This is a genomic window from Arthrobacter sp. Z4-13, assembly GCF_054792705.1.
On record NZ_CP096459.1, the window covers coordinates 2,278,686 to 2,298,863 of the forward strand.

The 20,178-nt window shown below is 65.5% G+C and carries 23 protein-coding genes and 1 riboswitch; of the genes, 5 read left to right on the top strand and 18 right to left on the bottom strand.

Features of this window, described 5'->3' with window-relative positions:
• The first annotated feature begins 57 nt into the window (after nt 1-57).
• From M1E07_RS12295 to M1E07_RS12310, 4 genes are all read left to right on the top strand, one after another.
• Nucleotides 58-987 carry an ACP S-malonyltransferase gene (locus tag M1E07_RS12295; protein WP_461186979.1) on the top strand — a complete coding sequence of 310 codons (930 nt, stop codon included), beginning with the start codon at nt 58-60 and terminating at the stop codon, nt 985-987.
• Nucleotides 984-2,045 (top strand): beta-ketoacyl-ACP synthase III, encoded by a 1,062-nt coding sequence (locus M1E07_RS12300; RefSeq protein WP_461186980.1) that lies wholly within the window; start codon nt 984-986, stop codon nt 2,043-2,045. Before M1E07_RS12295 ends, M1E07_RS12300 begins: the two co-directional genes overlap by 4 nt.
• Before the next feature lie 80 nt (nt 2,046-2,125).
• Nucleotides 2,126-2,371 (top strand): acyl carrier protein, encoded by a 246-nt coding sequence (locus tag M1E07_RS12305; RefSeq protein ID WP_009359314.1) that lies wholly within the window; start codon nt 2,126-2,128, stop codon nt 2,369-2,371.
• Nucleotides 2,372-2,542: 171 nt separating this feature from the next.
• Nucleotides 2,543-3,778, top strand: coding sequence for a beta-ketoacyl-[acyl-carrier-protein] synthase family protein (locus M1E07_RS12310; protein WP_461186981.1), 1,236 nt, complete (start codon nt 2,543-2,545; stop codon nt 3,776-3,778).
• A gap of 150 nt (nt 3,779-3,928) precedes the next feature.
• On the opposite strand, the gene M1E07_RS12315 is transcribed toward M1E07_RS12310, so the two are convergent.
• From M1E07_RS12315 to M1E07_RS12395, 17 genes are all read right to left on the bottom strand, one after another.
• Nucleotides 3,929-4,432, bottom strand: coding sequence for a DUF3145 domain-containing protein (locus M1E07_RS12315; RefSeq protein WP_104042113.1), 504 nt, complete (start codon nt 4,430-4,432; stop codon nt 3,929-3,931).
• Between the two features lie 259 nt (nt 4,433-4,691).
• Nucleotides 4,692-5,618: a tyrosine recombinase XerC gene (locus M1E07_RS12320; protein WP_461186982.1), complete on the bottom strand. Its 927-nt coding sequence runs from the start codon at nt 5,616-5,618 to the stop codon at nt 4,692-4,694.
• 89 nt (nt 5,619-5,707) lie between these two features.
• The gene (gene dprA / locus M1E07_RS12325) at nt 5,708-6,907 is read right to left on the bottom strand and encodes a DNA-processing protein DprA (protein ID WP_461186983.1); all 1,200 of its coding nucleotides are present in this window, start codon (nt 6,905-6,907) and stop codon (nt 5,708-5,710) included.
• On the bottom strand, nt 6,904-8,448 hold the full coding sequence (locus tag M1E07_RS12330; protein WP_461186984.1) for a YifB family Mg chelatase-like AAA ATPase: 1,545 nt from the start codon (nt 8,446-8,448) through the stop codon (nt 6,904-6,906). The genes dprA and M1E07_RS12330 overlap by 4 nt, the downstream gene beginning before the upstream one ends.
• Entirely contained in the window at nt 8,449-8,805 is a 357-nt protein-coding gene (locus M1E07_RS12335) for a YraN family protein (protein ID WP_461186985.1), read from the bottom strand. It lies immediately after the preceding gene.
• Nucleotides 8,806-8,931: 126 nt separating this feature from the next.
• Nucleotides 8,932-9,258 (bottom strand): DUF2469 domain-containing protein, encoded by a 327-nt coding sequence (locus M1E07_RS12340; protein WP_256248678.1) that lies wholly within the window; start codon nt 9,256-9,258, stop codon nt 8,932-8,934.
• A 52-nt stretch (nt 9,259-9,310) separates the two neighbouring features.
• Nucleotides 9,311-10,171: a ribonuclease HII gene (locus M1E07_RS12345; protein WP_461186986.1), complete on the bottom strand. Its 861-nt coding sequence runs from the start codon at nt 10,169-10,171 to the stop codon at nt 9,311-9,313.
• 2 nt (nt 10,172-10,173) lie between these two features.
• Complete coding sequence (lepB, locus tag M1E07_RS12350; RefSeq protein ID WP_461186987.1) at nt 10,174-11,001, bottom strand: signal peptidase I; 828 nt, start codon at nt 10,999-11,001, stop codon at nt 10,174-10,176.
• Nucleotides 11,002-11,679: a signal peptidase I gene (lepB, locus tag M1E07_RS12355; protein WP_461186988.1), complete on the bottom strand. Its 678-nt coding sequence runs from the start codon at nt 11,677-11,679 to the stop codon at nt 11,002-11,004.
• An 83-nt stretch (nt 11,680-11,762) separates the two neighbouring features.
• On the bottom strand, nt 11,763-12,122 hold the full coding sequence (rplS, locus tag M1E07_RS12360) for a 50S ribosomal protein L19 (RefSeq protein ID WP_461171670.1): 360 nt from the start codon (nt 12,120-12,122) through the stop codon (nt 11,763-11,765).
• Nucleotides 12,123-12,384: 262 nt separating this feature from the next.
• A complete protein-coding gene (gene trmD, locus M1E07_RS12365; protein ID WP_461186989.1) occupies nt 12,385-13,197 on the bottom strand; it encodes a tRNA (guanosine(37)-N1)-methyltransferase TrmD in 813 nt (270 codons plus the stop codon).
• Nucleotides 13,198-13,743 (bottom strand): ribosome maturation factor RimM, encoded by a 546-nt coding sequence (rimM, locus tag M1E07_RS12370; protein ID WP_461186990.1) that lies wholly within the window; start codon nt 13,741-13,743, stop codon nt 13,198-13,200. It lies immediately after the preceding gene.
• Nucleotides 13,744-13,847: 104 nt separating this feature from the next.
• A complete protein-coding gene (locus M1E07_RS12375; protein ID WP_013601399.1) occupies nt 13,848-14,090 on the bottom strand; it encodes an RNA-binding protein in 243 nt (80 codons plus the stop codon).
• 1 nt (nt 14,091) lies between these two features.
• Complete coding sequence (gene rpsP / locus M1E07_RS12380; protein WP_104042129.1) at nt 14,092-14,508, bottom strand: 30S ribosomal protein S16; 417 nt, start codon at nt 14,506-14,508, stop codon at nt 14,092-14,094.
• Between the two features lie 207 nt (nt 14,509-14,715).
• A complete protein-coding gene (locus M1E07_RS12385; protein ID WP_461190390.1) occupies nt 14,716-15,156 on the bottom strand; it encodes a hypothetical protein in 441 nt (146 codons plus the stop codon).
• Between the two features lie 114 nt (nt 15,157-15,270).
• The gene (locus tag M1E07_RS12390) at nt 15,271-16,146 is read right to left on the bottom strand and encodes a VOC family protein (RefSeq protein ID WP_461186991.1); all 876 of its coding nucleotides are present in this window, start codon (nt 16,144-16,146) and stop codon (nt 15,271-15,273) included.
• A 110-nt stretch (nt 16,147-16,256) separates the two neighbouring features.
• On the bottom strand, nt 16,257-17,339 hold the full coding sequence (locus M1E07_RS12395) for an amidohydrolase family protein (RefSeq protein ID WP_461186992.1): 1,083 nt from the start codon (nt 17,337-17,339) through the stop codon (nt 16,257-16,259).
• A gap of 77 nt (nt 17,340-17,416) precedes the next feature.
• Nucleotides 17,417-17,524: riboswitch (TPP riboswitch) on the top strand.
• Here M1E07_RS12395 and thiC point away from each other — a divergent pair.
• On the top strand, nt 17,519-19,351 hold the full coding sequence (gene thiC, locus M1E07_RS12400; protein ID WP_461186993.1) for a phosphomethylpyrimidine synthase ThiC: 1,833 nt from the start codon (nt 17,519-17,521) through the stop codon (nt 19,349-19,351). It overlaps the preceding riboswitch by 6 nt.
• On the opposite strand, the gene M1E07_RS12405 is transcribed toward thiC, so the two are convergent.
• A complete protein-coding gene (locus M1E07_RS12405; protein WP_461186994.1) occupies nt 19,348-20,082 on the bottom strand; it encodes an alpha/beta hydrolase in 735 nt (244 codons plus the stop codon). The two genes, thiC and M1E07_RS12405, sit on opposite strands and share 4 nt — an antisense overlap.
• Nucleotides 20,083-20,178: the final 96 nt, after the last annotated feature.

The following is a 20,178-nucleotide window of genomic DNA, read 5'->3' on the forward strand; positions in this document are numbered from 1 at the left end:
TGAGCTTGGTGCGGACAAACACCGCTGAATCACACAGTAATTTGGAAAGCTGGTTACGTGCTTGCAATAGTCTGCCCTGGACAGGGCTCGCAAACCCCGGGTTTTCTGGCCCCCTGGCTGGAACTGCCCCCGGTGGCAGGCCAGTTGGCCTCACTAAGCGACATCGCAGGCATCGACCTGATCGCCCATGGGACCACTTCGGACGAAGAAACCATCAAGGACACTGCCGTGGCGCAGCCCCTGATTGTTGCCGCCGGGCTGGTCGCCGCAGCTTCCCTCTTCGACGTCGAGCTCAGCTCCCTGCCGGTCATCCTGGCGGGCCATTCCGTTGGTGAAATCACCGCTTCGGCCCTTGCGGGCGTCCTGTCGGAACAGGAAGCCATGACCTTCGTCCGCGAGCGTGCCAACAGCATGGCCGCCGCCGCAGCCGTCACCCCCACCGGCATGAGTGCCGTGGTGGGCGGGGACCCGGCGGAGGTGCTGGCAGCCATCGAAGCGGCCGGTGCCACGCCCGCGAACGTCAACGGAGCGGGCCAGACAGTTGCTGCAGGCACCTTCGAACAGCTGAAGGTCCTCGCCGAAAACCCCCCGGCGAAGGCACGCGTCATCCCGCTGAAGGTGGCAGGAGCGTTCCACACCAGCCACATGTCCCCTGCTGTCAGCGCCTTGACGGCACTGGCGCCGGCGCTGAAGCCGCAGGCGCCGAAGGTGCCCCTGCTGTCCAATTACGACGGCGGCCAGGTCACCGACGGCGGCACCGCCGTCGACAGCCTGATCGCCCAGGTGTCGCGCCCGGTCCGTTGGGACCTGTGCATGGAAAGCCTGGTCCAGCGCGGTGTCACCGGCGTCATCGAGCTTGCTCCTGCCGGAACCCTCGCCGGCCTGGCCAAGCGCGGCATGCCCGGCGTCAAGACCGTTGCGGTCAAGACCCCCGATGATCTTTCCGCCGCCCTGGCGCTCTTCGCAGAACTGGAGGGCAACGCATGAGCGTTCCCACACTGAAACAGGCTCCCCTTCAGGAACACACCCGCATCCTCGGCCTCGGCGCCTACAGGCCGGACGTCATCGTCACCAACGAAGATGTCTGCCAGTGGATCGACTCCTCGGATGAATGGATCCGGCAGCGGACGGGAATCGTGACCCGGCACCGTGCCGCCGCTGACGTCAGCGTCATCGACATGGCTGAGGGCGCTGCCCGCGAAGCCATGGAAAAGGCCGGCATTGAAGCATCGGACCTCGGCGCTGTCATTGTTTCCACGGTTACCCACCCCTACGCCACGCCCTCAGCCGCCGCGAGCCTGGCAGACCGCCTCGGCGCCACCCCCGCACCTGCCTTCGACATCTCCGCAGCCTGCGCGGGTTACTGCTACGGCATTGCCCAGGGCGACGCCCTCGTCAGGTCAGGCACCGCCAAGTATGTCCTGGTGGTTGGCGCCGAGAAGCTGTCCGACGTCATCGACAACCGGGAACGCACCATCTCCTTCCTGCTCGGAGACGGAGCCGGCGCCGTCGTCATCGGCCCGTCTGAGACACCCGGCATCGCACCCTCCGTCTGGGGATCGGACGGCAGCAAGTGGGACGCCATCGGAATGACCCGCTCCATGCTGGATGTCCGCGACCTTGGCATGGCTGCCCGGCAGTCAGATTCCACTGGTGACCTTGCCCTGCTCGAGGAGGCCCAGGAGCTCTACCCGACACTCCGGCAGGACGGCCAGACCGTATTCCGGTGGGCAGTTTGGGAAATGGCGAAGGTGGCACAGCAGGCACTGGACGCGGCCGGCGTAGAAGCCGAGGACCTTGTGGCTTTTATCCCCCACCAGGCCAACATGCGCATCATTGACGAGATGGTGAAGAAGCTTAAGCTGCCCGAGACGGTTACAGTGGCACGGGACATCGCCGACGCCGGAAACACCTCTGCGGCGTCCATTCCGTTGGCCACGCACCGCCTCCTGGCGGAGAAGCCGGAACTCAGCGGCGGGCTGGCCCTCCAGATCGGCTTCGGTGCCGGGCTGGTCTTCGGCGCGCAGGTAGTTGTCCTTCCCTAGGAACGCCCCCAACAGGCCGCAACCGCGTCCTGAACCATTTCCGGCAGCCCCTGCCGGCAATACAAGAAAAGGAGCCATCAATGGCTAGCAACGAAGAGATCCTGGCCGGCTTGGCTGAAATCGTCAACGAGGAAACCGGTCTGGCCCCCGAGGCCGTAGAGCTGGACAAGTCCTTCACGGAGGACCTGGACATCGACTCCATCTCCATGATGACCATCGTGGTCAACGCCGAGGAAAAGTTCGGCGTTCGCATTCCGGACGAAGAGGTCAAGAACCTCAAGACCGTCGGCGACGCCGTCAGCTTCATCGCCGGAGCACAGGCCTAGTCAAGGCTTTCGCCGTTTATCGGCTTGGCGGGCTGCCGGTCCGGACGACCGGACCGGCAGCCCGCCGCATTTTTCCGGCATCCCGTTCCCAGCGGAGCGGTGCCGACCACCACCATGCGGGGCCCTCCGGAAAGCCGGAGCCGGAAGCCCCACCGACGAAAGAGTGATCCCATGACACGCAAAGTAGTCATCACCGGTCTGGGCGCCACCACGCCCATCGGCGGCGATGTACCCACGATGTGGAACAACGCGCTAAAGGGGGTCTCCGGTGCCCGCACCCTGGAGGACGACTGGGTAGCCAAGTACGAACTTCCCGTCCACTTCGCCGCCCGCTGCAGCACGCCCGCCCTTGAGGTCCTCAGCAGGGTCGAGGCCAAGCGGATGGACCCCTCCACGCAGTTCGGCGTCATCGCAGCCCGTGAGGCGTGGGCGGATTCCGGCATCACCGACTTCGACAAGGACCGGCTGGCTGTTGCCTTCGCCACCGGCATCGGCGGAGTGTGGACGCTGCTGGACGCCTGGGACACGCTGAAGGAAAAAGGCCCCCGCCGCGTTCTCCCCATGACCGTTCCCATGCTGATGCCGAACGGTGTTGCTGCGGCTGTCAGCCTGGACCTCGGCGCACGCGCCGGCGCCCACACCCCGGTTTCCGCCTGCGCCTCCGGCACCGAAGCCATGCACCTGGGCCTGGACCTGATCCGCTCGGGCAAGGCAGATGTGGTGATGTGCGGCGGCGCTGAAGCAGCCATCCACCCGATGCCCCTGGCGGCGTTCGCTTCCATGCAGGCGCTGTCGCGACGCAACGACGACCCGCAGGCTGCCTCCCGCCCGTACGACCTGGGCCGCGACGGCTTTGTGATGGGCGAAGGCGCCGGCGCCCTGGTCCTCGAAGCCGAGGAACACGCACTGGCCCGCGGAGCCCGGATCTATGGCGAACTCGCCGGCACCTCCGTAACGGCTGACGCGTACCACATCACCGCCCCCGACCCCGAAGGCCTCGGCGCAACCCGCGCACTCAAAGCCGCTATGTTCGACGGCCGCATCCAGGCCGAGGACGTGGTCCATGTGAACGCGCACGCCACATCGACTCCGGTGGGTGACAAGCCTGAGTACACCGCCCTCCGCGCCGCCCTGGGCAACCACATCGACAACGTTGCGGTTTCCGCCACGAAGTCGCAGATGGGCCACCTCCTGGGCGCCTCCGGTGCCGTTGAGGCTGTGCTCACCGTGCTGGCCGTCTACGACCGGAAGGCACCCGTCACGATCAACCTTGAGAACCAGGATCCGGAGATCCCGCTCGACGTGGTCACCTCCGCCCGCGATCTGCCCGCCGGCAACATCGTAGCCCTGAGCAACTCGTTCGGCTTCGGCGGACACAACGCCGTGGTGGCTGTTCGCAGCGTTTAGTTCCTGCCCTGGGCTTGCCGCCCGTACGCAAACAGGAGGCCCCGCCGGCTGGCGGGGCCTCCTGTTTTGCTATGGAGACTGCTTCTGGATTTTATGTGCGTGCTGCCGGCCGGTGTTGGAAGTACGACGGCGGCCGTTGGGTTGGGCCCGTCAGCCCACCTGGTGCAGCCAGCGGACGGGAGCACCCTCGGCAGCATGACGGAAGGGTTCCAGCTCCTCATCCCAGGCCTCGCCAAGAGCCAGGGACAGCTCGTGGTACACGGCGGCGGGATCGCCCGCTCCCGACTCGTAGGCGTAGCGGATTCTGTCTTCGGAGACCATGATGTTGCCGTGGACGTCGGTGACGGCGTGGAAGATGCCCAGTTCGGGTGTGTGCGACCAGCGGCCGCCGTCAACACCCTGGCTCGGTTCCTCGGTGACCTCATACCGGAGGTGCGCCCAGCCCCGGAGTGATGAGGCGAGCTGCGCACCTGTACCGGGAGCGCCGGTCCAGGAAAGCTCCGCCCGGAACATTCCGGGCGCAGCAGGCTGAGGGGTCCACTCAAGATCCGTCCGCTTATCCACGACGGATCCGATGGCCCACTCAACGTGAGGGCACAAAGCGGTAGGGGCTGAGTGAACAAACAGCACACCGCGGGTCATTGCAACAGACATTCCATCCTCCATAGCTCTAGGTACGTCTTCCCCAACGACCTCTGCTGAATGGAACTGCTGTGCCCTGCTCTGCGGGACTGCTCCCTGCCATATATTCAGTTGTTCAGATTAAGCAGTGTCCGGACTTGCTGGTCCGCTCGAAGCAAAGGAGCTTCAAGCAGGACTTGAAAGTTGCCGGACGTGACTCTTATTGTGCCGTACAGCGGGTAATTACGCCAGTGCGATTCGCGATCCGGTGCGGGCCCGGAATTATCCGGGATCAGGCCCTCGGATGTGCCTGCTGGTAGCTTTTTCGCAGCCGGTCCACCGAGACATGCGTGTAGATCTGGGTGGTTGCGAGGCTGCTGTGGCCAAGGATTTCCTGGACGGCACGCAGGTCTGCGCCGCCGTCCAACAGGTGTGTGGCTGCGGAGTGCCGAAGGGCGTGCGGGCCTGACGCCGACGTGTCGCCCAGTGCCTCGAAGAGCTTGTTGACAAGCTCCCGGACCTGCCGCTGGTCCACCCGGCCGCCCCTGGAGCCCAGGAAGAGCGCCGGACCGCTGTTGTCCCTGGCCAGCAGCGGCCTGCCCCGCCGCAGCCAGTCGTCCAGGGCCAACGCCGCCGGAACGCCGTAGGGAACGGTGCGTTCCTTGTTGCCTTTGCCGATAACACGCAGAGTGCGGCGGTCCGGGTCCAGGACATCGATGTCCAGTCCCGCGAGCTCGCCTACGCGGACGCCTGTGGCATAGAGCAGTTCCACGATGGCCCTGTCCCTGATAGGCAGCGGCTCACCGCCGGCGGCGGCTTCCTCCAGGCCGGTCAGCAGCCGCACCAGTTGTTGTGACTGCAGGACTCCGGGCAGGCTCTTGTCCCGTTTGGGAGCTTTGAGCCGCAACGAGGGGTCGGAGCCGATGCGCTCTTCCCTGAGGGCCCATGCTGTGAAGGCGCGGGCGGTAGCGGCCCGGCGGGCAAGCGTGGAGCGTGCGACACCGGCCTGGCTCTGTGCTCCCAGCCACCGCCGGAGCGTTCCGAGCTCCAGCTCCTCCAGCCGGGTGACACCCTCCGAAGCGGAGTGAGCCAGAAGGCTGCGCAGGTCCCCCAAGTACGCACGCAGGGTGTGGGCGGACATGGCCCGCTCGCCCGACAGGTACTGGGAGAAGGCATCCGACGCCTGGCTCAGCTCCCGCGGCAATTCCTGGTTTTCCACTCTCCTACTGTCGCAGGTGATGCCGCTGTTCAAGCCACTGACACGGCACACCAGAGCCGGTAGGTCATTCCGGCCTTGTCAAGGGCTCCTCAGGCTGTTCCCTTGCCGCGCTTCCAGCCCCCTCTTTCGGACACCGCCAGCCCGAGCAGCCCGAGCCGGCCCAGTCCGGCGCGGACGGATTCCTGGCTCAAGCCTGCGACCGAGCAGAGTTTCTCGACCGAAGTCATGGAGCGCAGCGGCAGTGCATCCAGTAGGATCAGGTCTTCGAGCGTCAGCCCGTCCTGGACTTCCGCTTCAGCCCGGCGGGGCTGCGGAAGCCCCGCTCCACTGGGCGCTGCCAGCTCAGCGATTTCAGCGGCGTCAGTGACGCAGACAGCACCGCCCTCCCGGAGCAGCCGGTGGCATCCGGCCGAGTTGGCACTGTGCACGGAACCGGGAACAGCCCCGACTGCCCGGCCGAGCGTTTCGGCATGATGGGCAGTGTTCAGCGCGCCGGACCGCCACCTAGCCTCCACCACAACAGTCACTGCGGACATGGCGGCAATGAGCCGGTTCCGCTGGAGGAATCGGTAGCGGGTGGGTGCCGACCCCGGCGGAACCTCGGCGATGACCGCGCCCTGGTTGCACACGGCACGGAGCAGGTCCTCGTTGCCCGACGGGTAGAAGCGGTCAACACCGCCGGCCATCACGGCAATGGTTGGCATGGCGCTCGACCCGCCGGCCAGCGCAGCGCGGTGGGCATGCGCATCGATGCCGTAAGCACCTCCGGACACCACCGTGAGGCCGCGCTGCGCCAGGGAATATGCGATGTCCCCCGTCACCGACGCACCGTAACTGGTGCTGTCGCGGGAACCAACCAGGGCCATGCACTTGTCCGCGCCGGGAAGAGGTTGCTCCTGTCCCCGCCACCAGAGGCAGATCGGTTCCTGGATTCCAAGGTCTGACAGCTGCACGGGCCACAACTCGTCCGACGGGATGATCAGCCTGCCACCGAGCCGTGCCATGGTGGCCAAGTCCCGCTCCGGCGCGAGGTCCGGTATTCGCGGCTGCCAGCGTTTCAAGGCTGCCGCCATTCCGGCCCAGCTGGTGGCGGAACCGTTGTCCGCGAGCAACGCGGTGATCTCGCGCTCCAGCTCAGGCCCGGCAGCAACCTGACCGATGGCTATCCGAAGGGCATCCACTGCGCCGCAGACCTGCACCAGCGCCAGACCTACGGCGTCCTGGGGCTCCATGAGCCGGGCAAGCGCGGCACGGGAGAGTCTCTCTGAGTCCACTGCAGCCTGCTTCATGCGGCCACCGCCGCTGCCTGCCGCAGGCCCAGGGCCTGCCCAATATCGTTCACGTCGGGTCTTTCCCGGTGCCCCAAATCTGCCAGGGTCCAGGCCAGGCGCAGTACGCGGTCGTAACCACGGGCAGTGAGGACACCACGCTCCAGTGAATGATCCAGGATGCGGGTGGCCGCCGGCGGAAGCCGCAGCTCTCCGCGGAGCACACGCCCCGGCACCTGGGAGTTCGTTTCCAGGCCAAAGGGCGTCAACCGTTCAAGCTGCCGCCCGCGTGCATTCCGTACGCGGACGGCAACGGAAGCCGTGTCCTCTTCCGCACCTGCCTGGCCAAACTCGGCCAGCGACACCCGCTCCACCTGAAGCTGGATGTCCACCCGGTCCAGGAGCGGCCCGGACATCCTCGCCAGGTACCGTCTGCGCATCATGGGCGTGCATGTACAGTCCAGCCCTTTGCCGGACGCCTTGCCACAGGGGCAGGGGTTAGCCGCCAGGACCAGCTGGAACCGGGCAGGATAGGCAGCGGTCCCCGCAGAACGGTGGATCACCAGCTCACCACTCTCCAGCGGCTGGCGCAGTGCATCCAGCACGCGGCGCTCATACTCCGGCGCCTCATCAAGGAACAGGACGCCCCGGTGGGCTCGGGAAGCGGCGCCCGGCCTCGGGAGCCCCGAGCCCCCGCCAATGATGGCTGCGGCCGTCGCTGAGTGGTGCGGGCTTTCGAAGGGTGGCCGCCGCAGCAGCTGGACCGAGGACGACGGCAGGCTGCACAGCGAGTGAATGGCGGTAACTTCCATAGCCTCGTGGTCCCCCAGGTCCGGCAAGAGCCCGGGAAGGCGCTCTGCCAGCATTGTCTTGCCGGCCCCGGGAGGTCCCGTCAGGAGCAGATGGTGGGCTCCGGCGGCTGCTACTTCGAGCGCCCGCCGGGCATCACCTTGACCGGAGACGTCCGCCATATCCGGGTACACCGCTGCTTCCTCCGGGGCATCGTAGGGATTTTCCGGGTCCTCCGGTTCAAAGTCCAGCGCGAGCTCCTGCGGGTCCGCCCCGGAATCGAGCGCCAGCCGGGCGAGGGTGCGGTAGCCCCTGACGTTGGCGCCGGGCACCAGGGCGGCCTCCGCCAGGTTCGCATGTGCCACCACGATGTCCGGATACCCGGCCTGGACAGAGGCCATAACGGCCGGAAGAATGCCACGGACCGGGCGCAATCTGCCATCCAGTCCCAGCTCGGCGATGAAGACCGTATTGCCGGTGGGCTTGATGTCGTTCGCGGCGCGGAGCACGGCCATTGTGACCGCCAGGTCGAACCCCGACCCGCGTTTGGGAAGGGAGGCGGGAATGAGGTTCGCGGTGATTTTCCGGCGGCTTAGCGGAATCCGGGAGTTCTTGGCGGCCGACCGGATGCGTTCCTTGGCCTCATTTAAGGAAGCGTCCGGCAGTCCGAGGAGCACAAATGCCGGCAGGGTTTGGCCGATGTCAGCCTCGACCTCCACGATGTACCCGTTCAGGCCCACCAGGGCGATGGAGTAGGTCCTTCCGAGGGCCATTCAGCCCACCCCCTTGAGGTGCTCCACCAGGGGTTCGCCGACGCCGTCGTCCACTACTGCGATCACGTCCACCCGCCGCAGCGGCATCCGCAGCTCCCGGTCGCGGCACCAGGCGGAGCCGAGCCGGTGCAGGCGGGCGAGTTTCTCCGGGCCCACTGCTTCGAAGGGGTGGCCGTAATCGAGGGAACGGCGGGTCTTTACTTCGGCAATAACCAGGGCGTCGCCGTCGAGGGCCACAATGTCGATTTCGCCCTCGGTGCAGCGCCAGTTGCGCTCCACCACCAGCATGCCCAGGGACTCAAGATAGCCAACGGCGAGGTTCTCTCCGTGCCGGCCCAACAGGTCTTTTGATTTCATTTCTACCTCCGCAACAAGCCTGCTGCGGCATTGTTGCGAAGGTAAGGGAGCTCATCCCGTATGTGTACTAAGGCCCATGTGCAGGGAAAGTCAGGAGTTCAGGACGAGGCGGACAGCGTTCAGGAGCTACTGGCCCAGGTCAACGTCCTTGGGCATGGCCAGTTCCTCATTGCGCGGAAGTTCTTCCACATTGACGTCCTTGAACGTCAGGACGCGGACACTCTTGACGAACCGGGCCGACCGGTACACGTCCCAGACCCAGGCGTCCTGCAGGGTCAGGTCAAAGTAGACCTCGCCGTCCGCGCTGCGGGCCTGCAGGTCTACGTGGTTGGCCAGGTAAAAGCGCCGTTCGGTCTCGACAACATAGCTGAACAGTCCGACGACGTCGCGGTATTCACGGTAGAGCTGCAGCTCCATGTCGGTCTCATAGTTTTCAAGGTCCTCAGCACTCATGATTCCATCTTGCACCATCTCCGGTGCCACTGGCGCCGCGCCCCGGCCGGAGTCAGGCTTCGATACCCGGTTCGTCCCCGTTGGAAAGACCATCCTCACCGGGGCCACCGTCCAGCAGTTCCCCGCCCAGCAAACGCCAACTGACACGGTGGTAGGGCGTGGGCCCTGCCGCGCGGAGGACGTCCCGGTGCAGCACCGTGGCGTAGCCCTTGTTGATATCCCACCCGAAGTCCGGGTACTCGGCGTGCAGCTCCCGCATCATCCTGTCCCGCTCCACCTTGGCGATCACACTGGCGGCTGCAACGCTCAGGCACTGCATGTCAGCCTTGATCTTGGTGTGCACCGGTGCATCGCATCCCGCGGCAAGCACCGGCTCATCAAACAGCGACAGTTGGTCCGCCGGCGAAAGCCAGTTGTGGCTGCCGTCCAAAAGCACCAGATCAGGGGTGACTCCCGCGGCGAGAATATCCTGCCATGCCCGGGTTCCGGCCAGGCGCAGGGCAGCGATGATGCCGACGTCATCGATTTCCTGCGCCGACGCGTGGCCCACCGCGGACGCAACACTCCACCCGCGGACCAGCGGGTCCAGCCTTTCCCGTTCGGCGGGGCTGAGGAGCTTGCTGTCCCTGACGCCGGCAAGCGGCCTCTGGCGCTCCAGGTCCACGACGGCGATGCCGACGCTCACAGGACCGGCAAGGGCACCGCGTCCCACCTCGTCCACCCCTGCCACGAGCCGCGCACCCTGGGCCTTGAACGTACGTTCGTGCCTCAAGGTAGGCGCCTTGGCAGGGCGTGCGGCCACCTTCGTGGAACCGGCCCGTCCCTTTGCACTGCCGGCCTTTCCGGCGTTCGCCTTTGCAGCCGGCTTTGCGGGGCTGGCCTTTGCGCTGCTGGCTTGAACTGCGGAGGACATGATCAAGGTGCCGCCGGTATGTTCCGGAATACGTCCGGATAATTGTTAAGGGTCGTGACCCGGTTCAACGGCCAGGCGATGACGGCGGCCTTGCCTTCGAGGTCGGCGATGTCGATGAACCCGCCGTCGGAATCCATGTGCGCCCTTGAGTCAGCGGAGTGGTTTCGGTTATCGCCCATCACCCACACCTTGCCTTCGGGGACCGTCACATCGAAGTTGCGAATCTGCGGGACCTCAGCCGAATTGACGTAGCTTTCATCGAGGGCGGTCCCATTAATGGTCAGTTTACCGCCGGGATCACAGCAGACCACATGGTCCCCCGGCAGCCCGATAACCCTCTTGACCAGGTGCTGCTCGGAGTTGTCCGGCAGCAGGCCCACAAAGGTGAGGCCGTCCTGGACCCAGGTGAATGGTCCTTCGGCCCTTTCCTCCGCAGCCGGCAGCCAGCCCTTGGTGTCGCGGAAGACCACCACATCGCCGCGGCTCAGCGAGAAGGGTTCAGGCACCAGGAGGTTCACAAAGATCCGGTCATCGATGTCCAGGGTGTTGACCATGGACTCGGAAGGGATGAAGAACGCCCGGAACAGGAAGGTCTTGATGAGGAAGGAGAGCACGACGGCGATCACCACCACCGTGGCAATTTCCTTCAGCCAGGAAAACACCTGGCTTCCACCGGCCTTCGCGTTGGCCTTGGCGGCGGCGCGGCTGCCTGCCATGTCGGGAGCAGGTGTTTCCGGCCCCGCGGCGGCTGCCCCGGGTGCGGCCTCGGCCCGGGAATCCGAAGCTCCGTCGGGACGCGGTTCGGGTGTCCGCGCGTGGTTCTCGGGCATCTACTGTCCGTTCTCTGTTAAGGGTCCTGCCGCTGGCGGCCGAGGTACTTCAGCAAATCTATCAAGCGGCCAGATGATCTGGACCGGCCTGCCGGCCACGCGGTCTACCGGCACCATTCCCCCGCCGGGAGCGCCCAGCAGGCTCCGGGAATCGGCGGACAGCGACCTGTGGTCACCCAGCAGCCACAGCCGCCCGTCGGGCACCTGTGCACTGAACTTCTGGGTGCTGGGAGCATCTCCGGGGAAGATGTACGGCTCATTCAGTGGCTGGCCGTTCACGGTGATTTTCCCATCGGCGCCGCAACAGACCACGGTGTCCCCGGGTAAGCCGATGACCCGTTTGACGTAGGTGGTGTCACTGCCGGTGAGGCCAAGCCACTGGGTGACGGCGGACGCGGCGTCCACCAGCGGACCCTTGCCGCTGTTGAGCGGCGCGAAGGTGCCCCTGCCGTCGAAGACCACGATGTCACCCCGCCTGATGGGTTCGGCCCGGAAATCCGTCCGGGACACCAGGATGCGGTCCCCGCCCTCAAGAACGGGTTCCATGGACTCGGACGGGATGAAGTAGACATCAAGCCACAGCGAACGGACCAGCCCGCTGACTGCAATGGCAAGGACAAGGGCAAGGAACACAAAACGCCAGCCCGTCTTTCCGGGCTGGCGTTTTGTCTGGTCCATGAGTCCGTATCCTGGGCGCTGGTGCATGGCTCCGGCGCTGGCCGGATACGGCTGCGGCCCTGCCTTGTAGGTCTGTAAAGGACTTACTTGGCGGTGCTGAAGTCGCGCTTTTCCTTGATCTTCGCAGCCTTACCGCGCAGTGCACGCATGTAGTAAAGCTTGGCGCGGCGCACGTCACCCTTGGTGACGAGCTCGATCTTTTCGATGATCGGGGAGTGTACCGGGAAGGTACGCTCCACACCGACGCCGAAGGAAACCTTGCGGACCGTGAAGGTCTCGCGGACGCCCTCACCCTGGCGGCCCAGGACGAAGCCCTGGAAAACCTGGACACGGGTGTTCTTGCCTTCGATGATGTTCACGTGAACCTTGAGGGTGTCACCTGCGCGGAACGCGGGAACATCGGTGCGCAGCGAAGCTGCATCTACGGAATCGAGAATATGCATGATTGCACTCCTGGTGAACGCCACGGGTCATTCACTTTGGGTCACGGCAGCCAAGCCCGGACGCCTTGCAGCGCTACCGGAAATTACTGCCGAAAGGTAAGTGGTCCGTCCGCTTTCACTGATTGAAGAGGACGGTTGTCTTGCTGTTGGTTGCGCTCCCCCTGTGGCAGGTGCGGACCCAGCAGACACAAGGACCAATTTTGCCACAGTCCGCCGCGTACAGCCAATTTTCGCGGCCTTCCAGCCGGAACCGGCGGCGGGGTCAGTCAGGCTGTTCCCCCGGCGCGTCCGGATGGCGCAGCAGGCGGCCGTCAACGACGTCGTATCCCAGGTCCTGCAGGGCGGTGCGGTCGGCGCGGGGCAGCTTCCCGGCGTCGAACGTTTCGAGCAGGTCAGGGCGGCGCTCCGCCGTCCGGCGGAACTGTTCGCTGCGGCGCCACTGCGCAATCTTTCCGTGGTTGCCGCTGAGGAGCACGGCCGGCACAACCCGATCCCGCCAAACGGAAGGCTTGGTGTACACCGGGTACTCCAGCAGCCCGTCGGAATGGGACTCCTCCACCAACGACTCGGGGTTACCCACGACCCCCGGCAGGAGCCTGCCGATGGCCTCGACCATGGCCAGGACGGCCACTTCCCCGCCGTTCAGGACGTAGTCGCCCAGGCTGACGGGGCGGACGGTGAAGTGCTCGCGGGACCACTCGATGACCCGTTCATCGATGCCCTCGTAGCGCCCGCAGGCAAACGTAAGATGGTCCTCCTCGGCCAGTTCGTAGGCGAGGGCCTGCGTGAACCGCTCCCCCGCCGGCGACGGGACGATCAGGACCGGCTTGCCTGCATCTTCCGGACGGTCAGCGGCTATCGAGGAGAGAGCCTGCGCCCACGGTTCAGGTTTCATCACCATTCCGGCGCCGCCGCCGTAGGGTGTGTCATCCACTGTGCGGTGCTTGTCAGTGGTGAAGGCGCGGAGGTCGTGGACGCGGAGATCCAGCAGCCCGTCCTGGCGGGCCTTGCCGATCAGCGACAGTTCCAGCGGCGCCAGGTACTCGGGAAAGATGCTGACGACGTCGATCCGCATTTACGCTTTGCCTTCCGTTTCCGGCGCTGCATCCTGGTCCGCGTTGACCTCGAACAGGCCGTCCGGCGGCGTGAGGAGGATGAACCCTTCCTCGATGTTGACCTCGGGCACGATCTGCTCAACGAAGGGAATAAGGATTTCTTCCCCATCCGGGGTGGTGACCATCAGCAGGTCCTGCACGGGCATCGTGTTGAGCGCGGTGACCTTTCCCACTACGCGGGAGCCGACGCGGGCTTCCAGTCCGACGAGCTCGTGCTCATACCAGCCTTCGTCGTCTTCCTCGTCCAGTTCTTCGGTTTCGATGAAGAGCTTGGCGCCACGGAGGGTTTCGGCTTCATTGCGGGTCTCAATCCCGTCAAACCCCAGCAGGAGGATGTCCTTGTTCCAGCGGGCGCTGCTCACGGTGAGCGGGCCGGCGGACGCTGGTTCAACCACAAATTCGGTGCCCGGCACAAACCGGTCCCCAGGGGCGTCGGTCAGGACCTGGACCGTAACTTCCCCGCGGATGCCGTGCGGTTTGCCGATTCGTGCCACCTGGAGCTGCATGTGTTCCTCTGTCTTGGATGTGGTTGTCGGGATTCCGGGAAAAGCACTCCGGCCCCTCCACCGTTGGTGGAGGGGCCGGAGCAAAAACTGATGTTGCTGAGCGCTCAGCGGCGGCGGTCGGTGTCGACGACGTCGACCCTTACCGGTTCGCCGCCGGCCAGGGCTGCCACAACGGTGCGCAGTGCGCGTGCCGTGCGGCCCTGGCGGCCAATCACCCGTCCGAGGTCGTCCTGGTGGACCCGCACCTCGAGGGTGTCCCCGCGGCGGTTGCTCTTCGAGCTGACCTTGACATCATCCGGGGAATCGACGATTCCCCGGACCAGGTGTTCCAGCGCTTCTGCCAGCAATTTACTCAGCCTCGGTGGTCTCTGCTTCGGCCGGTGCCTCGGCTGCGTCAGACTTGGATGCCTTCTTGGTGATGGCTTCCGGGATGATTACGGAACCCTTTTCCGGAGCAACGAAGGCTTCCTTCGGAGCTTTGGTCTTCAGGGTGCCTTCCTGGCCCGGGAGGCCCTTGAACTTCTGCCAGTCACCGGTGATCTTCAGGATGGCGGCAACCTGCTCGGACGGCTGGGCACCGACGGACAGCCAGTACTGGGCACGCTCGGAGTCGACCTCGATGTATGAGGGCTCTTCGGTGGGGTGGTACTTGCCGATCTCCTCGATGGCGCGGCCGTCACGCTTGGTGCGTGAGTCTGCGACGACGATGCGGTAGTACGGTGCGCGCATTTTGCCAAAGCGCTTAAGGCGAATCTTTACGGCCACTTTTGTGGTCACTCCTGTTTCAGAAAGGGGGTGAACCCGGCGTTCTGCACCCGTGGGGCGGGCCGTACTTGCGGGTTCGAAGGACAGGATCCGGACGCGGAGAGAGGGGCCACGCAGATCGAGTACCTGTTTATTGTGCCAGATGAGCGCCCGGATTTCGACTTGACACCCCGCCCGCCGTCACCGGCAGGGAAGCCGGCGCAGGCGTCAGGAAGACCAGACGTACAGGCCGGTGCGTTCCGCGTCGTCGACTCCGCCGGCCAGTTCCGCCAGCTGCTGCACATAAGTGCGCGCCTGCGCTGCTTCGAACGGCATGTCATCCTGCGCGGCCCACTGCTCGGCGACGTCGTCAAGGACGTTGCCTTCACCCTCGGTTTCATAGGAGAGCAGGTCCGCCAGCGCACGGACCATCGCAGCTGGAACAGCAAGGAGTGAATCGCTTGCCACATCCACCATGGTCAGCTCATAGTCAGCCCCGCCGGCGTGCACGGCAGTGCCTGCCAGGTCACCGAGCTGCTCTACTTCGAAATCGCTGATTCCCTGGATCCTGACGGCTTCGCCGGCAGGCGCATTTCCGCCCTGGTCCAGGACGCCGGCGCGCTTCAGCGCGCCGTCGTGGGTGGCCACAAAGATTTCGGTGAAGCCCATGGGAATTGCCCTCATTCCGTCGACGGTGCGGCCATCAGGAAAGCGGTGCCCGCCGCCCCGGCCGTTCGGCTTCAGCCTAGTACACGGGCCGGCGCTGGTCCGGGTGCGCCAGTGTCAGCGCACCGCCACCCGGATCCTGTTGCGCCACGGGTCCTCGAACTGCAGTTCGGCGCCAGTATGCTGCACCGGCAGCCCGGCGACCTTCAGCCGGTCCGCGAGCGCCCCGACGTCGTCTCCTGACGGCACTTCGATGAGCACCTCGCCGAGGCCGAGCGTGTCCTTGCGGGGGCCGGCGCCGCGGCTGTTCCAGACATTCATGGCCATGTGGTGGTGGTAGCCGCCGGCAGAGACAAACAATGCCTGCCCATGCCAGCCGGCGGTCTTTTCAAACCCGAGGATTCCTACATAGAAGTCCCTGGCCGACTGGACGTCGCCCACCTGGAGGTGGACATGGCCCACCCCCGCCACGCTTCCGCGCTGGCGCTCGAGGGAATCTTCGGTGAGGTGCTGCTCCAGGTAGCGCTGGGGCGGCAGCGCCAGGCTGTCCATGACCACGTCCGCACCATTCCAGGACCAGTTGCTCCGCGGCCGGTCCCAGTAGAGCTCAATGCCGTTGCCTTCAGGGTCGTTGAAGTAGAAGGCCTCGCTGACGAGGTGGTCGGCGCTGCCCGTGAAAAAGCGGGGCTCGAACCGGGCGGCGGTGGCGATGGTGGCTGCGAGGTCTGCCTGGTTCTCAAAAAGCAGCGCCGTATGGAAAAGGCCGGCCTCTCCCCTGCCCGGGAGGTTCAGCCCGGGAGCGGGCGCAAGGTGGACCAGGGGCTTCTGCAGGCGGCCGAGGTAGATTCCGCCGTCCTGTTCGGCGACAACCTCAAGCCCCAGGGCCCGCTGGTAGTAATCGGTCATGACCTTCATGTCGCCGACCTTGAGCATCACGGTGCCCATGGTGAGGTCGGCGGGAAGAAGGTCCTGGCTGGCGGCATCTGCAGTCATGTGGAAACTCCCGGTGCTGGGGCCCTTCGGGGTGGGGGCCTATGACTATTAAAATTACTTGAAGCTTCAATTTATTCCAAGTGCCACAAAAATTCCTCCCGGTGGGGGCATCAAGGAAGGACGCGGCCTCCCAGCACCACGTGCGCCAGCCCGCTGACAGTCTCCGGAACCCTTCGTGGATCCTCCCGGCACAGCACGACGTCGGCGCGGGCTCCCTCCTGCAGGCCCTCAGCGCCCAGCCACTCGCGGGCGCCCCAGCAGGCGGCGTCGAGCGCAGCGGGCATCGGAAGCCCTGCAGAGTGGAGGGCAAGGATCTCATCGGCGATCCTGCCGTGCCGTATGACGCTGCCGGCATCGGTGCCGGCATAGATCTGCACGCCTGCCTCGTAGGCCTCCAGCACCCGCTCGGCCCGGCGCTCCCACAGTGCGCGCATGTGTGCGGCGTACCGGGGAAACTTCGGCTCCGCCTGTGCGGCGATGTCCGGAAACGTGGCGATGTTGATGAGGGTGGGAACGATGGGGACGCCCTGCTCCACAAACCGCGGAAGGTGCCGCGGCAGGAGCCCGGTGGCGTGTTCGATGCAGTCGATGCCCGCGTCCAGCATCTGGTCCAGGGTGTCTTCGGCGAAGCAATGCGCGGTGATCCGGGCCCCTTCCTCGTGCACCGCCTGGACAGCGTCCTTAACGACGGCGGCGGGAAACGACGGCGCCAGGTCACCGGCGCCGCGGTCGATCCAGTCCCCCACAAGCTTGACCCAGCCGTCGCCGTCACGGGCCTGCTTCCGGACGGCTTCGACCAGGCCCTCCGGTTCCACTTCCTCAGCGAAACCCCGCAAATATCGGCCGGTCCTGGCCACATGCCTGCCGGCCCGGATCAGCACCGGGGCGTCGCGGCTGTCCTGCAGGAAGCGGGTGTCGGCAGGGGAACCGGCGTCCCGGGCCAGCAGTGTGCCGGCGTTCAGGTCGGCGCGGGCCTGTTCCTCCGCCGTCGCAGGATCCACAGCGCCGCCCGGTCCCAGCCCGATATGGCAGTGGGCATCAACGAACCCCGGAAGCACCCAGCCGTCCAGGATCCGTTCCGGAACGTGCTGCGGGCGGGTGAAGGTCAACAGCCCGTCAACGGACCACAATCCCCGCCGCACGGTGTTCGGCCCGGTCAGCACCGGTCCGCTGAATTCGATAATTTCCGGCATTGGGCTCCTCTTCCTCGCCAGTCAGGCTAGCACCGGCAATGTGACAAGCCCCTCCCGGACGGCTGTGGTAGCTTCATTCCTGACCACACGGGTGCCCCTGCAGGGGCTGAGATCGGGCTGACGCAGCCTGCGACCGTTGAACCTGTCCGGGTAATGCCGGCGAAGGAAGTGAGTATTCCTTGAGTACACCAAAAACACAGCTGGCCCCTGCCCACATTCCGTCCGGCACGGGAGGCGGCCAGGACCAGCCTCCTGTCACCCAGTCGCTGAAGTCCCATTCCCTGGCCTTCATCGAGGATGCGCAGTCAGGCATCCGGGTTCCCGTCACCGAGATAGCCCTGGAGCCTTCGCCCGACGGCGGGGCCAACGGCCCGTTCCGTACCTACCGGACGGCCGGCCCGGGAAGCGATCCCGTCCGTGGCCTCAATCCCTTCCGGGCAGAGTGGATAGCAGTACGCGGGGATACGGAAACCTACGGCGGGAGGGGACGGAACCTGCTCGACGACGGCCGCTCGGCTGTCCGCCGCGGCGCCGCCAGCGCGGAGTGGAAGGGCGCACCGCCGGTGCCCCGCCGCGCCGTTGAAGGCAGGACGGTGACGCAGATGCACTATGCACGGCAGGGCATCATCACTCCGGAAATGCGTTTCGTGGCCCTGCGGGAGAACTGCGATGTGGAACTGGTCCGCAGCGAACTGGCCGCCGGCAGGGCGATCATTCCGAACAACATCAACCATCCTGAGTCAGAACCCATGATCATCGGCAAGGCCTTCCTGGTGAAGATCAACGCCAACATCGGCAACTCGGCCGTCACCAGTTCCATCGCGGAAGAAGTGGACAAGCTGCAGTGGGCAACCCAATGGGGCGCTGACACCGTCATGGACCTGTCCACCGGCGATGACATCCACACCACCAGGGAATGGATCATCCGCAACTCGCCGGTTCCGATCGGCACCGTCCCCATCTACCAGGCCCTTGAGAAGGTCAACGGCGAAGCTAATGCCCTGACCTGGGAGATTTTCCGCGATACCGTCATCGAGCAGTGCGAACAGGGCGTGGACTATATGACCATCCACGCCGGCGTCCTGCTCCGGTACGTTCCCCTGACCGCCAACCGGGTGACCGGCATCGTGTCGCGCGGCGGTTCGATTATGGCCGGCTGGTGCCTGGCACATCACCGGGAAAACTTCCTCTACACGCACTTCGACGAGCTCTGCGAAATCTTCGCCAGGTACGACGTCGCGTTTTCGCTGGGGGACGGCCTGCGGCCGGGTGCGACGGCGGACGCCAACGATGCCGCGCAGTTTGCCGAGTTGGACACACTGGCCGAGCTGACGCAGCGCGCCTGGGAATATGACGTTCAGGTGATGGTGGAGGGCCCCGGCCACATTCCGTTCCACCTGGTCCGTGAAAACGTCGAACGCCAGCAGGAGCTGTGCAAGGGAGCGCCCTTCTACACTCTGGGGCCGCTGGTTACCGACGTGGCTCCGGGGTATGACCACATCACCTCGGCTATAGGCGCCACGGAGATCGCCCGCTACGGCACCGCGATGCTGTGCTACGTCACCCCCAAGGAACATCTTGGCCTGCCCAACAAGGACGACGTCAAAACAGGGGTGATCACGTACAAGATCGCGGCGCACGCAGCAGACCTCGCCAAAGGCCACCCGGGTGCGCACGAACGCGATGACGCGCTGTCCAAAGCACGCTTCGAATTCCGCTGGCGGGACCAGTTCGCGTTGTCCCTTGATCCAGTGACGGCCGAGGCCTTCCACGACGAGACCCTCCCTGCCGAACCTGCCAAGACCGCGCACTTCTGCTCCATGTGCGGTCCCAAGTTCTGCTCCATGAGGATCAGCCAGGATATCCGGGACGAATACGGTTCAGCGGAGTCGCAGGCTGCCCTGGCTGAGATGGCCTCGGGCATGAGGGGCAAGAGCCAGGAGTTCCTGGCTGCCGGCGGCAAGGTCTACCTGCCCGAACCACTCGTCGCCGCCGGACCTCAGGGCCTTTAAGAAGCCCGTGCTGACTGGACCCGGCTGACGTCGCTGATGAATGAGCGGATGATGCGGTCGCCTTCGAGGGAGTCGTGGGGCCGGTGCCCTCCCGCCGCCGTCAGGTGCAGGGCGCCGGTTTCCCGCAGGTACCCGGCGATTTCCTCGTAGAGCGGCTCCCATCCCCCGGTCAGGACAAGGGTGGGAACGCCGGGCACGATGTGCAGCGGGGCGTCCCAGGAGGGGGCCTGAAGCCGGAGCCGCCTGGCGGAACGCTTCTCCTCCGCCGTGGCCGGCTGCTGCAGGTCCGTAGCGTAGACCCTGCGGACGAATTCGCGCTGGAAATCCTGGTCGTTCATTTGGTGCCGGACGTCGAACAGGGGCTGCATGAGACCGATGTGCGCCGCCGTGGCCGGCAGCTCGGCGGTCAGAGACAGGCAGGCCGGCTCCACCAGCGTCAAGGAAAAAACCAGGTCCGGCCGTTCGACGGCAGCCATCATGGCTGCAATTGCTCCCTGCGAATGCGCCACGATATGACCTCCGGCAGCACCCCTGCCGTCGTCGGCAAGGGACCGCAACACAATGGCGGTGTCCCGTTCGAAGGAGGACTCGACCGGTTCTGCCACCGGATCGTAGCCATGGCGGCGCAGGAACAGAGCGTCATAGGACAGCGCCATGCCGTGCTGGCGAGGCCAGGCCGCGGAGCCGAAGCTGCCGGCGCCGTGCACGAACACTACCCTCTGCTTGAACATGACCCAACCCTATTCCACGGCACCGACATCTTAAGCGAGTAGCGCCAAGTGTCGTTTTGACGGGCCAAAACGACACTTGGCGCTACTCACTTGGGC